This window comes from Micromonospora sp. NPDC092111 (genome assembly GCF_044755745.1).
Classification (GTDB): Bacteria; Actinomycetota; Actinomycetes; order Mycobacteriales; family Micromonosporaceae; genus Micromonospora.
In genome coordinates, this window is record NZ_JBIVRQ010000004.1 from 299973 (window position 1) to 314806 (window position 14834).

At 74.4% G+C, this 14834-nt stretch carries 12 protein-coding genes; 4 read left to right on the forward strand and 8 right to left on the reverse strand.

The features are described 5' to 3' along the window. Positions 1-124 precede the first annotated feature (124 nt). Both ACIQG9_RS12010 and ACIQG9_RS12015 read left to right on the forward strand, forming a co-directional pair. Positions 125-2854 (forward strand): hypothetical protein, encoded by a 2730-nt coding sequence (locus ACIQG9_RS12010; RefSeq protein WP_400400720.1) that lies wholly within the window; start codon positions 125-127, stop codon positions 2852-2854. 667 nt (positions 2855-3521) lie between these two features. Then, entirely contained in the window at positions 3522-5354 is a 1833-nt protein-coding gene (locus tag ACIQG9_RS12015) for an NHL domain-containing thioredoxin family protein (protein WP_400400722.1), read from the forward strand. Between the two features lie 33 nt (positions 5355-5387). On the opposite strand, the gene ACIQG9_RS12020 is transcribed toward ACIQG9_RS12015, so the two are convergent. The 3 genes from ACIQG9_RS12020 to ACIQG9_RS12030 are packed head-to-tail and all read right to left on the reverse strand — an operon-like array spanning position 5388 to position 7628. Continuing rightward, the gene (locus ACIQG9_RS12020) at positions 5388-6137 is read right to left on the reverse strand and encodes a LamB/YcsF family protein (RefSeq protein ID WP_400400724.1); all 750 of its coding nucleotides are present in this window, start codon (positions 6135-6137) and stop codon (positions 5388-5390) included. Next, a complete protein-coding gene (locus tag ACIQG9_RS12025; protein ID WP_400400726.1) occupies positions 6121-7023 on the reverse strand; it encodes a biotin-dependent carboxyltransferase family protein in 903 nt (300 codons plus the stop codon). Before ACIQG9_RS12025 ends, ACIQG9_RS12020 begins: the two co-directional genes overlap by 17 nt. Continuing rightward, positions 7020-7628 carry an allophanate hydrolase subunit 1 gene (locus ACIQG9_RS12030; RefSeq protein WP_400400728.1) on the reverse strand — a complete coding sequence of 203 codons (609 nt, stop codon included), beginning with the start codon at positions 7626-7628 and terminating at the stop codon, positions 7020-7022. Before ACIQG9_RS12030 ends, ACIQG9_RS12025 begins: the two co-directional genes overlap by 4 nt. Before the next feature lie 106 nt (positions 7629-7734). Between ACIQG9_RS12030 and ACIQG9_RS12035 the strand changes: the two genes are divergently transcribed. Then, complete coding sequence (locus tag ACIQG9_RS12035) at positions 7735-8412, forward strand: hemolysin III family protein (RefSeq protein ID WP_400400730.1); 678 nt, start codon at positions 7735-7737, stop codon at positions 8410-8412. A 255-nt stretch (positions 8413-8667) separates the two neighbouring features. On the opposite strand, the gene ACIQG9_RS12040 is transcribed toward ACIQG9_RS12035, so the two are convergent. Beyond that, the gene (locus ACIQG9_RS12040; protein ID WP_400400732.1) at positions 8668-8958 is read right to left on the reverse strand and encodes a DUF6458 family protein; all 291 of its coding nucleotides are present in this window, start codon (positions 8956-8958) and stop codon (positions 8668-8670) included. Between the two features lie 116 nt (positions 8959-9074). Between ACIQG9_RS12040 and ACIQG9_RS12045 the strand changes: the two genes are divergently transcribed. After that, a complete protein-coding gene (locus ACIQG9_RS12045) occupies positions 9075-9611 on the forward strand; it encodes a SixA phosphatase family protein (protein ID WP_400400734.1) in 537 nt (178 codons plus the stop codon). A gap of 319 nt (positions 9612-9930) precedes the next feature. Here the strand turns inward: ACIQG9_RS12045 and ACIQG9_RS12050 are convergent, their stop codons facing one another. The 4 genes from ACIQG9_RS12050 to ACIQG9_RS12065 all read right to left on the reverse strand — a co-directional run bounded on the left by ACIQG9_RS12050 (position 9931) and on the right by ACIQG9_RS12065 (position 14823). Beyond that, entirely contained in the window at positions 9931-10200 is a 270-nt protein-coding gene (locus ACIQG9_RS12050) for a DUF6458 family protein (protein WP_067300694.1), read from the reverse strand. A 794-nt stretch (positions 10201-10994) separates the two neighbouring features. Beyond that, entirely contained in the window at positions 10995-12851 is a 1857-nt protein-coding gene (locus tag ACIQG9_RS12055) for an acyl-CoA dehydrogenase (protein WP_400400737.1), read from the reverse strand. 114 nt (positions 12852-12965) lie between these two features. Then, positions 12966-14093 (reverse strand): PP2C family protein-serine/threonine phosphatase, encoded by a 1128-nt coding sequence (locus tag ACIQG9_RS12060; protein WP_400400739.1) that lies wholly within the window; start codon positions 14091-14093, stop codon positions 12966-12968. 88 nt (positions 14094-14181) lie between these two features. Further along, positions 14182-14823 carry a septal ring lytic transglycosylase RlpA family protein gene (locus tag ACIQG9_RS12065; protein ID WP_400400741.1) on the reverse strand — a complete coding sequence of 214 codons (642 nt, stop codon included), beginning with the start codon at positions 14821-14823 and terminating at the stop codon, positions 14182-14184. Positions 14824-14834 lie beyond the last annotated feature (11 nt).

Sequence of the window (14834 nt, forward strand, 5' to 3'; positions counted from 1 at the left end):
TGCCATGCGCGCGTACCGGATACCGTGCGGGGAGCCGCACGGCCGATCCGCCGGGGCATCGGCGACACAGCCGACCCGGCCCGGACGGCGTCGGCGGCCGACATGTGATGGAGGAGGCGCACCCATGACGTCCGAGGGCCAGCACCGCCCCGGCCAGGAGCCGGACGAGGTGCCGCCGGGCGCCGGTGGACCGGCGCCGTACGGCGACCGACAGCCGCAGCAGAACCCCGGGTACGGCACCCCGGCCGCCCCGGACCTGGGCTGGGCGCCACCGCCCCCCACCGGCCGAGCGAACCCGGGCGGCCCGCCCGCCGGAGGCCAGCCCCCGGCCTGGGGTGCCGCGCCGCCCCCGCCGCAGCCCGAGCCGGCCCAGCCCGGCGGCTGGGCCCCGGCGGGCGAACCGCAGCCCGCCTGGGCCGGGCAGGCCGAGCAGCCCGCCTGGGCCACCGCGCCCGCCCCCGACTCCCCGCAGCCCGCCTGGGCACAGGCCGAGCAGCCCGCACCGGCGTGGTCGCCGCCCGAGGCCGGGGCCCGAGGTGCCGCCCGGGTGCCGCAGGTCGACCCGCCGGCCGCCGGCGGATGGTCCACTCCGGCCGATCCCGCTCCGGCCGCCTCCGGTGGCTGGCCCGGCCAGGACGCACCGCAGCACGAGCCGGCCCCCGGCACCAACGGCTGGGGCACCGCGGCCGTACCGCAGCAGGACGACCCGGCCCGCTCGGGCGGCTGGCCCGCCGAGGTCCAGGACGACCCGGCCCGCTCCGGCGGCTGGCCCGCCGACGGCCAGGCGCAGGGCGACCCGGCCCGGGGTGGCGGCTGGCCCGCCGGCGCACCGTCCCCATCGGACGAAACCCCACGCCTCGCCGGCCGGGCCTCGGTGCCCGTGCCGTCCCAGCCCGAGCCGGCCGGCCCGGCATGGGCGCAGCCGGAGACTGGCGTACGCGGGGCCGCGCAGGTGCCGCCGGTCGACCCGCCGGCCGCCGACGGCTGGTCCACCGAGGACGACCCGGCCCGCTCCGGCGGCTGGGACACCGGCCGGACCAGGATGGACGACGCCGGCCACTCCGGTGGCTGGCCGGCCGGTCAGGACGATCGGCAGCAGCACTGGGGTGCCCCGGAGGAGCCGGCCACGGCCCGCTGGGACGGCCGCCCCGAGCAGCCGGCCGACGCCTGGTCCACCGGCCTCCCGGGACGGGACGAGCAGCAGCACCAGGACGACCAGCCGCAGGGCCAGGAGTGGCCGGCGCCGCAGGCCGGTTCCCCGGGGGCGGCCGCCATGCCGTCCCGGGAGGACCGTCCGGAGCACGGTGCGACGTGGACCACGCCGGAGCAGCCCGTCCGGGCTTCCGCCTCCGTCGCAGCGCCGGACGGATCACCCGCCTGGGCGGCGGCCGGCGACGACAACCCGCCGTCGTGGGCCGGCGTCGAGCGGCCGGCCGTGCCGGACGCCGAGCCGTGGGCGCCGGGCGAGGCGTGGGGCCGGTCCGACCCGGCAACCGCGCAGCCGACCGGTGACTCCTGGGAGCCGAAGCGCGGCAACGACCAGCCGATCTACCAGCCCGGCCCGGCCCCGGGCATCTCACCGGCCAACGCGGTGCCGCTCCCGCCGCAGGAGCAGCGGGTCCCCGGTGCCAGCCTGGCCGCCGCGCCGCCGTCCGACTACGTTCCCCCGGCCCAGTTCGGCGGTCCCGTCGAGCAGCCGCACGGCCGTGAGACGGCGGGCCCGCCGGCGAGTTGGGGTACCGAGGAGCCGCAGTCGCCGGCCAACCCGGTGGTGCCGGGTCCGCGCCAGTCGCCGGAGTCCGAAGGCGCCGGTCGCGCCTCGGTGCCGGGCGCCGAGGGCGGCGAGTCCGGTGCCGTCGGCCGTGCCTCCGCCAGCGCCTCGGTGCCGCTGGCCAGCCGGGTCATGCCCCCCACCGACCAGGGGGCGCGTCCAGGTGGCCCCGGCACCCCGCAGCCCCGGGTGTACGGACGGCCGGCCCGCCCGGAGCCGGCGGACGAGCCGGTGGCGGAGCACGACGCCCGCCAGCCCGAGCACGACCCACGCTTCGACGACCAGGACCGGACCAGGTTCGACGCGCCGGAACGAGTGCCCGGCGGCTTCGGCGGTGAGGTTCCCTCGTCCGCGCCGCCGTCGTCGCCGGACGCCCCGCCCCCGTTCGCCGGTGGCATCCCGACCTTCGCCGAACCGAGCAGCAACAACCGGCCGATGAACGGGAACCGTCCGCACGGCCCGGCGGACCGGCCGGCCGAGCCGTTCGGCGCCGGCCCGACCAGCGGCGGGCCGTCCGCCGCCGCGCCGGTGCCGGGGTACGGCCACCCGGCGCACGACCCGGCGCACGGCGGTTTCGCGTCGCCCTTCCCGCCGGCGGGGCAGCAGTTCCCGCCCGCCGGGCAGTCGATCCCGCCGGCCGGGTCGATCCCGCCGGCCGGGCAGCAGTCCGGTCCGCCCGGGTGGCCGCAGGATCCGGAGCAGGAGCAGGGACGCTTCGACGCGTTCAAGCCGGAGGCGGAGCCGAAGGCCGAGCCGCCGGCACCCAAGGTGCGCAACGGCAGGGTACTGGCCCTGGTGCTGATCGCGGCGGTACTGATCCTGGCCGTTCCGCTGGGCCTGCTCAGCCTGCTCGGCAAGATCGGCGGGAACGACGAGCCGGCCCCGTTCAACCCGGCCGTCGGCTCCTGCGTCAAGCAGTCCGGCAACGGCGCGAGCGCGGCCAACTGTGGTGAGCCGGGCGCCTTCACCGTGGTTTCCAAGGTCGACGCCAAGGACAAGTGCGCCGACCCGGCCCAGCCGCACGTGGTGCTGCCGGGCAGCGGGACCGACCGGGTGCTCTGCCTGAAGCCGGCCGGCAAGTAGCCACAAGCGACGGCGGCGGGGCCACGGAATTCTCCGTTGCCCCGCCGCCGTCATCACCCCGTCCCCTGCCGCCGGCCTGCCGCGACCTGCCGTCGCCCCGTCCCCTGCCGTCGCCCTGCTGCGGCCTGCCGTCGCCCTGCCGTGGCCTGCCGTGGCCTGCCGCGCGAACGATAAAGATGCCGGAGACGGGTATGCCCCTCCGTCATATTTATGCCAGGCTGGCATAACCGTCACGCAGGTAGTGGTCTCACCTGCGGTGACTCACCGTAAGGACCACCACCGTGCGCTGGATACCCCTACCAGGTTCCGCGCACGGCGTCCGCACGGTCGCCAGCACGCCGGTCTCGGCGCGTACCCCGCAGGCGCTGCGCGACGCGCTGACCCGGCTGCCTGTGGTTGTCGGGCCTTACTGAGGAGGCTGGTCGAAGCGGCTCGCCGCCCCCGTCGGACACGGGCGGCCAGGGTGGACGCGGGCGTCGACGGCAGTCGCCCCGGTCGGGAGAGATGAAGCGCCGGCCAGCAACGCGGCGAGTGGCGCGACTTCGGGCGGCGGTAGGTCGGCTGCGGCCTGACCATCCCAACCCGACAGCCGCGAAGCGGTGTCACGTACGCCTCTTCCGCCACCCTTCGCGCCGCCCGGTGGTCGGCGGTGCGGCACGATGGGGGCATGAGCGCACGCGTACGGGCCCCTGAGCTGCGCGGTCGGGGCTGGCTGAACACCGGTGGGCGGGAGCTGACGCTGGCCGATCTGCGAGGAAAGATCATAGTCCTCGATTTCTGGACCTTCTGCTGCATCAACTGCCTGCACGTGCTCGACGAGCTGCGCCCGCTGGAGGAGAAGTACGCCGACGTGCTGGTCACGATCGGGGTGCACTCGCCGAAGTTCGAGCACGAGAAGGACCCGGACGCGCTGGCCGCCGCCGTCGAACGGTACGGCGTGCACCACCCGGTGCTGGACGACCCCGAGCTGGACATGTGGCAGCAGTACGCGGCCAAGGCGTGGCCCACCCTGTCGGTGGTCGACCCGGAGGGCTACGTAGTCGCCACGATGGCCGGCGAGGGGCACGCCGAGGGGCTGGCCCGGCTGATCGACGACCTGATCGCCACCCACGAGGCGAAGGGCACCCTGCACCGCGGCGACGGGCCGTACGTACCGCCGGCGGAGCCGGAGACGGTGCTGCGCTTCCCCGGCAAGGCCGTGGTGCTCGACGACGGCAACCTGCTGGTCTCCGACTCGGCCCGGCACTCCCTGGTGGAGCTGGCCCCGGACGGCGAGAAGCTGCTCCGGCGGATCGGCTCCGGTGCGCGGGGCCGGGCCGACGGTCCAGCCGAGGCGGCCAGTTTCTCCGAGCCACAGGGGCTCTGCCTGCTCCCCACCCACGCCGCCGAGGTCGCCGGGTACGACCTGCTGGTCGCCGACACCGTCAACCACCTGCTGCGCGGGGTCCGGTTGGCCACCGGCGAGGTGCTGACGGTGGCCGGCACCGGCCGGCAGTGGCGGTCCACGGTCGACGACCACGCGCACGACGCGCTCTCCGTCGACCTCTCCTCCCCCTGGGACCTGGCCTGGTACGACGACAAGGTCATCATTGCGATGGCCGGCATCCACCAGCTCTGGTGGTTCGACCCGATCAAGCGGACCGCCGGCATGTACGCGGGCACCACGGTCGAGGCGCTGCGCGACGGCCCGCTGGCCGAGGCGTGGATGGCGCAGCCGTCCGGGCTGTCGGTCGCCACCGACGGCGCCCGGCTCTGGGTCGCCGACAGCGAGACCAGCGCCGTCCGGTACGTGCAGAACGACGTGCTGGGCACCGCCGTCGGGCAGGGGCTCTTCGACTTCGGCCACGTGGACGGGCCGGCCGACCGGGCGCTGCTCCAGCATCCGCTGGGGGTGTGCGCGCTGCCGGACGGCTCCGTGCTGATCGCCGACACCTACAACGGCGCGGTACGCCGGTTCGACCCGGCGACCGGGCAGGTCTCCACGGTGGCGGACGGGCTGGCCGAGCCGAGCGACGTGGTGCTCACCGGCGAGGGCGAGGTGCTGGTGGTGGAGTCGGCCGCACACCGGCTGACCCGGCTGGCCCCCGGTGCGTTGACCGCCGCCGGGGCGAACACCGTGGACGGCCCCCGGCACCGGCTGGAACGCAGGCCGACGGAGGTGACGGCGGGCGAGCTGACCCTCGACGTGATCTTCACGCCGGCGCCGGGGCAGAAGCTGGACGAGACCTACGGCCCGTCCACCCGCCTGGTGGTCTCGGCCTCCCCACCGGAGCTGCTGGTCGAGGGGGCCGGCACCGGCACCGACCTGTCCCGCCGGCTGGTCGTCAATCCCGAGGTGGCCCAGGGCGTGCTCCAGGTGACCGCCCAGGCCGCCACCTGCGACGCGGACGTCGAACACGCCGCCTGCCACCTGACCCGGCAGGACTGGGGCGTACCGGTGCGGGTGGTCGACGGCGGCGCGGACCGGGTGCCGCTGGTGCTGCGCGGCATGGACGTCTGACCGGCCCGGTTCGACGCGCCGGACCGGACCCGATCAGGCGAACGCGGCGGGGGTGACCCCGGCGTCGATCAGCGCGGCCCGGACCAGGGCCGCCGAGGCGACCGCGCCGGGGCTGTCACCGTGCAGGCAGATCGAACTGACCGGGCACGGTACGACGGTGCCGTCGACCGCCACCACGGTGTGCTCGGTGGCCATCCGGACCGCCCGGACGGCCACCGCCTCCGGATCGGTGACCAGCGCGCCGAGCGCGGTGCGGGGCACCAGCGCGCCGTTGGGCAGGTAGCCACGGTCGGCGAAGCCCTCGGCGACCACCCGCAGGCCGGCGCCGACGGCGAGCTGGGCGAGCGTGGAGCCGGGGGCGCAGAGGATCGGCAGCTCGTGGTCGTACTCGCTGACGGCGGCGACCAGCGCGGCGGCCTGGGACTCGTCGGTGGCCGCCGCGTGGTAGAGCGCGCCGTGGGGCTTGAGGTAGCGGACCCGGGTACGGAACGGCCGGCAGAACGCGTCGAGGGCACCGAGCTGGTACATGACCTCGTCGCGCAGCTCGGTGAACGCGTACGCGATGTGCCGGCGGCCGAAGCCGGCGAGGTCCCGGTAGCCGACCTGGGCGCCGACCGCCACGCCGCGTTCGGCGGCGGCGGCGCAGACCCGGCGCATGGTGGACGGGTCGCCGCCGTGGAAGCCGCAGGCGACGTTGGCCGAGGTGACCAGGTCGAGCAGCGCCTCGTCGTCGCCGAGCCGCCAGATGCCGAATCCCTCGCCGAGGTCAGCGTTGAGGTCCATGGAACCTCACCGTAGTCCCTGGCCGGGCCTGCGCGAGCCCGGTCACGTCGTCCACCACCCCGACGACCGGGTAGCCGCCGGTGGTGGGATGGTCGGCCAGGAAGACCAGCGGCTGGCCGTCGGCCGGCACCTGCACCGCGCCGAGCACCACGCCCTCACTGGGCAGCTCCCCGGCCCGCGCGCGGGGCAGCGGCGCGCCGAGCAGTCGCGCACCGACCCGGTCGCTGACCGGGCTGACCGTGTACGCCGTGCCGAGCAGCCGGTCGAGGGCGTCGGCGGTGAACCAGTCGTCGCGGGGGCCGGGGCGCAGGGTCAGCCGCAGCTCGGCCGGGACGGGCCGGCCGACGGTGACGTCGACCGGGGCGGGCGGGCCGGCCGGCGGGCCGAGCGGGAGCCGGTCGCCGTCGCGTACCGGGGGTGGGCCGAGGCCGGACAGGGTGTCGGTGGACCGGCTGCCGAGCACCGGCGCGACGGCGATCCCGCCGCCGACCGCGAGCCAGTTGCGCAGCCCGAGCCGGGGTGTTCCGATCCGCAGCACCGCACCGGCCGGCACCGACAGCGGCCGGCCCACGTCACCGGGGCGGTGGTCGACCCGGACGTCGGCGTCGGCCCCGGTGACCGCCACCGTGGCGGCCCGGGTCAGCCGCAGCTCACACCCGCCGAGGGTGAACTCCAGGCCGGCGGCGTCCGCCGGGTTGCCGACCAGCCGGTTGGCCAGGGCCAGCGCCGCCGGGTCGAGCGCCCCCGACCGGGGTACGCCGAGGTGCGCCCAGCCGGGCCGGCCGAGATCCTGGACGGTGGTGCGCGGTCCCGCGCGGCGTACCTCGATCGCCCGGTCGCCGGCCGGATCCGGTGGTGTGCGCTCCCGCGCCGAGCACCTGGTCACCGGACCACCAGCCGGACCCGGGTGCCGGGGGTGAGGGTGGCGGGCGGGTCGGCGGACACGTCGAAGAGGCTGAGCGTGGTCCGGCCGACCAGCAGCCAGCCGCCCGGCGACGCGGTCGGGTAGATCCCCGCGTACGGTCCGGCGAGCGCCACCGAGCCGGCCGGCACCCGGGGGCGCGGGCTGGGCAGCCGGGGCACCGCGCATTCCGGCGGCAGCCCGGTCAGGTACGCGAACCCGGGGGCGAACCCGCAGAACGCCACCCGGAACTCGGTACGCCGCAGCCGGTCGACCACCTGCGGCACGGTCACCCGCCAGTGGTCGGCGACGCGGGGCAGGTCCTCCCCGTCGTACACGGTGGGGACCTCGACGTCACCGGCGGTGGTGGCGGCGGCCGGTCGGGGTGTCCAGCCGGCGATGCGGTCGGCGGCCGACGCCGGGTCGGGCACCCCGTCGAGCAGGACGGTGGCGGCGGCCGGGACGATCTCGTGGGCGGTCAGCTCCCCGGCTTCGCGGCGACGCCACAGCTCGGCCCGCCACGCCTCCACCTGGCCGGGGTCGTCGCAGTCCAGCAGCAGGGCGTGCCGGCCGACGGGTCGGATCCGCATTCCGCCATACTCCCCGATCGATCCGCCGTCCAGGGCCGGTGGACCGGTCGGCGTGGTGACGGGTCGCACTACCTATAGGTAACCTACGGTGCCGTAACCTAGGTGGGTGACCACCTCCGCACCGCTCCGGCTCAAGCCGGTCGACATCGGGAAGCCCCGGATGCGCGGCTGGCTGCACACCTACGCGTTCTTCGTCGCACTCGTCTGCGGCATCGTGCTCTGCGCCATCGCGGCCAGCCGCCCCGGCTGGGCCCCCCTGGTGAGCTGCCTGATCTACAGCCTGACCGTCTGCGGCCTCTTCGGCACCAGCGCGCTCTACCACCGTCGGGTGTGGTCGGAGCGCGGCTACCAGATCATGCGCCGGATGGACCATTCGATGATCTTCGTGTTCATCGCCGGTACGTACACGCCGTTCTGCGCGCTGCTGCTCGACCGCCGGATGGCCACCGTGATGCTCAGCCTGGTCTGGGGTGGGGCACTGGCCGGGGTGGCGGTCAAGCTGGTCTGGCCGCACGCGCCGCGCTGGGTCTCCGCCCCGCTCTACCTGGCCCTCGGCTGGGTGTCGGTGGCGATGCTCCCGCAGATCCTGCACCAGGGCGGGGTCACCGCGCTGGTGCTGCTGGCCGTCGGCGGGGCGATCTACAGCGCCGGCGCGGTCTTCTACGCGCTGCGCCGGCCGAACCCGTGGCCCACCGTCTTCGGCCACCACGAGTTCTTCCACGCCTGTACGCTGCTCGCCGCCATCTGCCACCACATCGCCATCTACTTCGCACTCTTCGCCTGATCCAGGCCGGGCTCTGGCGCTGGGCCGAGCTCTGGCGCTGGGTCGAACTCTGGCGCTGGGTCGAACTCTGGCGCTGGGTCGAACATCTGGCGCTGGGTCGCGCCACGCCGCGCCGGGTCGGATCGGGTCGGATCGGGTCGGGTCGGGTCGGGTCGGATCGGATCGGGTCTGGTTCGGGGTCCTGCGGGTCGGTCGGTGGGAACAAGTCCGAGGGCCCCGCGCCGTTGCGGGGCCCTCGAGGCACTCGGGTGCGGGTCAGGCCGGGTGACCCGGGCGGCGCACCTCGCGGTACTCCTCCCGCACCACCCGGTCGCCCTGCACCGGCACCACCGGCTCGGCGACCACGCGGTCCTCGCGGACCGGAGCCGCGACCACGGTACGGCGGCGGCTGTTCCAGAAGTAGAGGGTGGTCAGCAGCCCGGCGAGGCCGGCGAGCATCAGCACCCAGCCGACCACGGTGAGGTTGAGCCACCCCAGATCGGCGTCGATGGCGAACGCGAAGATCGCACCGATCGCGATGAGGAAGATGCTGGCACCGATGCCCATGACGTCGCCTCCCTGGCTGTCCGCTGGCGTTACCCACCCACCGAAGGCATCGATGAGCGAACCGCAGCCATCGACATACCCACGCGCTGCGATCGCCAATCAGGCAAGCTGTGCCCATGACGGACGGCAATGCCGCGACACGAACTCTGGTGCTGCTCCGGCACGCCAAGGCCGAACAGCCCGGGACCGGCCCGGACGTCGAGCGTCGGCTGACCGCGCGGGGCCACGCCGACGCGAGCGCCGCCGGGGCCTGGCTGGCCCGGCACGGCCTGCTGCCCGACGTGGTGCTCTGCTCGGCGGCCCGGCGTACCCGCCAGACCTGGCACGACGTGGCGCTGGGCATGACCGGGTCCCCGCCGGAGGGTGGTCCGACGGGGACGACTCCCGTGGTCCGGTACGCCGTCGCCGCGTACGAGGCACACCCGGACGACCTCCTCGACCTGGTGCGTACGGTCGAACCGGAGGCCGGCACGGTGCTGCTGGTGGCCCACAATCCGGGCATCTCGCTGCTCTCGACGCTGCTCGACCCGGAGCGGGCGGACCGGGACGGCCTGCGTACCACCGATCTCGTGGTGCACCGGGCGGCGACGCCGTGGGCGGACCTGGCGCCGGACGGCGCACCGATCACCAATCGGCACACCGCTCGCGGCTGACCCCACCCGACCCCGAACCGGGACAACCGTCACCGTGCCGCGTCCCGCCCCGTCCGGGTGTCGGAGTTGCTAGCAGTGGTGGGGCGTGTCGAGGTCTACCGGGTGCACTTCTTGTCGCGGGAGCAGCAACAGACGCACCCGAAGGAGCCCCGGGAGGCGACGACCGGCAGCACGGCCGCCCACCCAAGCGAGATCTCCTGCTCTGCCTGAAGCCGGCCGGCACGTAGCCACGATCGACCACGGCGCGTCCGCCACGATGGCGGGCGAGGCGTCCTTCGCGCCGTCACGGTCCTGCCGGGACGCACCTCGGTGCCGACGGTCAGGATGGCGGCGCGGTGGGCGGCGGCGGGTCGGGCGGCGGGGGCATCATCGCGGTGGGGTGGGAGAGCCGGTTCTCCTCCACGATGAGTGTGCGGGCCCGCTTGCGCCGGTCCTGCCAGAACCAGAGCGTGGTGAGCAATACGGCCAGCCCGGCCAGGATGAACACCCAACCGACCGCGCGCAGGTCGATCCACCAGACGTTGGCCCGGATGGCGAAGGTCATGATCGCGCCGAGCGCGATGAGAAAGATGCCGCTACCAATGCCCATGTGCGCTGCACTCCCCCGTGCGGTGGCCCTTGGGCGTGCCCTGTCGTGGTCCGCGACGGTTACCCGCCAGGCGGCCCGCCTACCGGATCAGGCCCCGCGAATCCCGGGTCGCCGGCCGGCGACGGTGAGCAGGCCGTGCGGGCTGTCCAGGACAGGACGGGCCCTGGGCCGTCCCCAGCTCACCCCCCAGCTCACGGCCCAGCTCACGGCCCAGCTCACGGCCGGCCACCGGTCGCACTACGGGCCACGTCGCGCAGCGCACCTGCGCACCTCCCCGCATGATCGACTCCATTCCGCCGAGGTTGCGGTATCCAACCGCCGCAGTCCCCGCCATATCGGCGACATGGTGACGAGCCATCCCCACCGCGTGGGGCAGGTGGGGCAGGGGTGGGCCGATCAGGGCGGGCCGGCGCGGGCGGGGACAGGTCGGGCACGGCGGGTCAGGTGGGTCGGGCAGGCCAGGCGGGGATGTGTGGCGGCGGCCGACGAGAACATGCTCGTCGGCCGCCGGGGCAGGGTCGAACCGGGCCGGGGCAGGGTCGAACCGGGTCGGGGCAGGGTCGAACCGGGTCAGGTCAGGGGCGAAGCGGCCGGGTCAGGGGCGAAGCGGGTCGGGTCAGGGTCGAACCGGCCGCATCAGGGTCGACCGGGTCGGGTCAGGGTCGGAGCGGGTCGGGGCAGGGTCGAAGCGGGCCGGGTCAGGGTCGAAGCGGCCGGGGCAGGGGCGACCGGGCCGGGTCAGGGGCGAAAACGGCCGCATCAGGGGCGAAGCGGGCCGATCGCCCCGGAGGGGATCAGAACGCCTCCTCCGGGAGGTCCATGATGTCCAGGTCGGCGCCCTCGATGATCCGTCGGTCGGCGCCGATGCGGGGCAGCACCTCGCGGGCGAAGAACCGGGCGGCGGCCACCTTGCCGGTGTAGAACGCCTTGTCGGCGGTGGAGACCTCGCCGGCCAGGGCCTTGAGCGCCACGTCGGCCTGCTTCTGGAGCAGCCAGCCGACGACCAGGTCGCCGATGGCGAGCAGGAAGCGGCGGCTACCCAGGCCGACCCGGTAGAGGCTGCGGGTGTCGCCGCCCTGCGCCTCGCCGAGCCAGCCGGTCATCACGCCGAGGATGTTCTGGATCTCGGCGAGTGCCTTGCCGAGGGCCTGGCGCTCCTCCTTGAGCTGGCCGTTGCCGGCCTCGGAGGTGATGAACTCCTGGATCTCACCGGCGACCGCCGCCAGGGCCTTGCCGTTGTCCCGGACGATCTTCCGGAAGATCAGGTCGAGGCTCTGGATCGCGGTGGTGCCCTCGTACAGGGTGTCGATCTTGGCGTCTCGGACGTACTGCTCCAGGGGATAGTCCTGGAGGAAGCCGGAACCGCCGTAGGTCTGCAGCGCCTCGTGGCCGAGCAGCTCGTACGCCCGTTCCGACCCGACGCCCTTGACCAGCGGCAGGAGCAGGTCGTTGACCCGCTTGGCCAACGTGGTGGCCTGCTCGTCGCCGGCCGCCTCGGCGATCGCGACCCGGTCCTGCCAGGAGGCGGTGTAGCAGACCAGCGCCCGCAGGCCCTCGGCGTACGACTTCTGCAACAGCAGCGAACGACGTACGTCCGGGTGGTGGGTGATGGTGACCCGGGGGGCGGCCTTGTCGGCCTGCTGGACCAGGTCGGCGCCCTGAACGCGGTTCTTGGCGTACTCCAGGGCGTTCAGGTAGCCAGTGGACAGGGTGGCGATGGCCTTGGTGCCGACCATCATCCGGGCGTACTCGATGATCATGAACATCTGCCGGATGCCGTCGTGCTTCTCGCCCAGCAGCCAGCCCTTGGCCGGTACGCCGTGCTCGCCGAAGGTCACCTCGCAGGTGTTGGAGACCTTCAGGCCCATCTTGTGCTCGACGTTGGTGGCGTAGACGCCGTTGCGCTCGCCCAGCTCGCCGGTCTCGGCGTCGAAGTGGAACTTCGGCACCACGAAGAGGGACAGGCCCTTGGTCCCCGGACCGCCGACGCCCTCGACGCCGACCGGGCGGGCCAGCACGTAGTGGACGATGTTGTCGCTCAGGTCGTGCTCACCGGAGGTGATGAAGCGCTTGACGCCCTCGATGTGCCACGAGCCGTCCGGCTGCGGCACGGCCCGGGTGCGGCCGGCGCCGACGTCCGAGCCGGCGTCCGGCTCGGTGAGCACCATGGTCGAGCCCCACTGCTTGTCGATGAACAGCCTGGCCCACTTCTTCTGGTCCTCGGTGCCCTCGACGTGCAGCACGTGCGCGAAGGACGGGCCGGAGGCGTACATCCAGACCGGCGCGTTGGCACCGAGGACCAGTTCGGCGAGCGACCACCAGAGGGCGCGCGGGGCGTTGGTGCCGCCCAGCGCCTCGGGGAGGTCCAGCCGCCAGAACTCGGAGTCCATGAACGCCTGGTACGACTTCTTGAACGACTCCGGCAGCGGCGCGGTGTGCGTCGCCGGGTCGAAGACCGGCGGGTTACGGTCGCTGTCCGTGTAGCTGGCCGCGAGGTCCTCGCGGGCCAGGCGGTCGACCTCGGAGAGGAAGCTGCGGGCGGTGTCGACGTCCAGGTCCGTGTACGGCTGCTGGCCGAACGTCCGGTCCGCCCCGAAGACCTCGAACAGGTTGAACTCGAGGTCCCGAAGGTTGCTCTTGTAGTGGGTCATGCTCGCTGGCCCCGCTTCCGGACAGGTGTTACCGATCAGTAACCACAACTGTATTACCCGCCGGTAGCAGCGACAAGCCGCGCGGCGGAGTGACAGCGATTACACACCCGCGGTTCAGCTCTCGGCCGCGCCGACCTCCCAGGAGGGCACCGGCACCGTCGCGCCGCTGCGCGGGCCGGTGTACTCCATCAGGACCAGCGCGATGTCGTCGTCGAGCCGGCCGTGCACCCACTCGACCAGCGCGGTCTCCAGCGAGGCCAGCCCGTCGCCGACCGTGCCGTGGCCGAGCAGTCGCCAGGCCCGGTCGGCGGTGGGGAAGAACTCCCCGTCCCGGCGGGCCTCACCGAGCCCGTCGGTGAAGAGCAGCAGCCGGTCCCCCGGCTCCAGCCGCTCCACCCGGGGCCGGACCACCGGCATGAAGCCGAGCGGCGGGGCCGGCGCGGGCGGCTCCAGCGGGATCACCGCACCCCGGCGCAGCAGCAGCGGCGGCGGGTGGCCGCAGTTGACGATGGTCAGCGTCCCGCCCCGCTCCTCGACCACGGCGGCGGTGACGAAGTCCTCGTCGCCCACGTTCCGGGCCACCGCCCGGTCCAGGTCGGCCACCACCGCCCGCAGGTCGGGCCGCTCGTACGCCACGTGGCGGTAGGAGCCGAGCACGATGCTGGCCAGCCGGACCGCGTCCAGCCCCTTGCCGCGCACGTCACCGATGATCATGCGGACGCCGTACGGGGTGTCGATCGCCTCGTACAGGTCGCCGCCGATCTCTGCGGTGGCGGTGGGGGAGATGTAACGGGCGGCCACCGCGAGGGTGCCGACCTGCGGGCCGAGCGGGCGCAGCACGGCCTGCTGGGCCACCGAGGCCAGCCGGGACAGCTCGGCGATCCGTTCGGCCTGCCGCTGCCGGGCCGCCGCCACCCCGGCCGCGACGACCGTGACGAAGGCGATCCCGGCGAGGGCGACCGCCGTGGTCAGCGCCATCGTCGGGTCGGCAACCGCGAAACCGGCCCCGACCAGCAGGGCGAGGAAACCCACCCCGGTCACCGCCCGCCAGGAGGCGAAGCCGGCGGCCAGGATCGGCGCCACCGTCAGCAGCGCGACGTAGTGGACCACCCAGCCGTCGGCCAGCTCGACCGCCGAGACGATCGCGAGCAGCCCGACGGCCGCGCCGACACCGGCGCGGGATCCGGGGCTCAGCGGGCCGCGACCCGACAGGAAGGCATGCGTACGTACGAGGGACAGCATGCCTGATGGAGGTGAACCGGAGAATGAACCTGGCCCCACGATTGAGGATGTTCTGCCCGGCCGGCCCGTACCACCCCGCCGATCGCCGTCAGCCGAGCACCTCGTACTTCACGGTCAGCTCGCCCAGGTCCACCGAGGCGATCGCGGCGAAGGCCGCCCGGGACAGATCGATGCAACGACCGTCGATGTACGGTCCCCGGTCGTTGATCCGGACGGTGACCGACCTGCCGTTGGCCGGGTTGGTGACCCGGACCTTGGTGTCGAACGGCAGCGTCTTGTGCGCGGCGGTCAACGCGTCCGGGTCGAAGGTCTCGCCGTTCGCGGTGAGCTGGCCCTCGTCGTAGAAGGACGCGCCGCAGGAGCCGCTGTCGACGACGGTGCGCTTCGGGGCGACGGCCTTCTTCGTGCTGGCGGAGGGCTTCGGCGCGGCGGTACGCGGCCTGCTCCGGGAGGCGGCCTGGGAGCGGGTCACCGTCGGGCTGGCGGTGACCGTCGGCGACGGGCTGACGCTCGGCGCGAGCGTGGGGCTCGGGCTCGGGCTGGGGCTCGGCGAGTCGGTGGTGGCCTCGGGGGTGACGGCGTCCACGATGGTCGGTGCCGGGGTCTCGTCGGAGGTGAGCCGGACGGCGCCGACGGTGCCGCCGACGGCGAGCGCGACACCGACCGCGGCGGTGGCGGCGATGCCGGCCGGCGAGGAGAACATGCGGGTACGGGAGTGCCTACCAGCCACCGGGTCGGTCC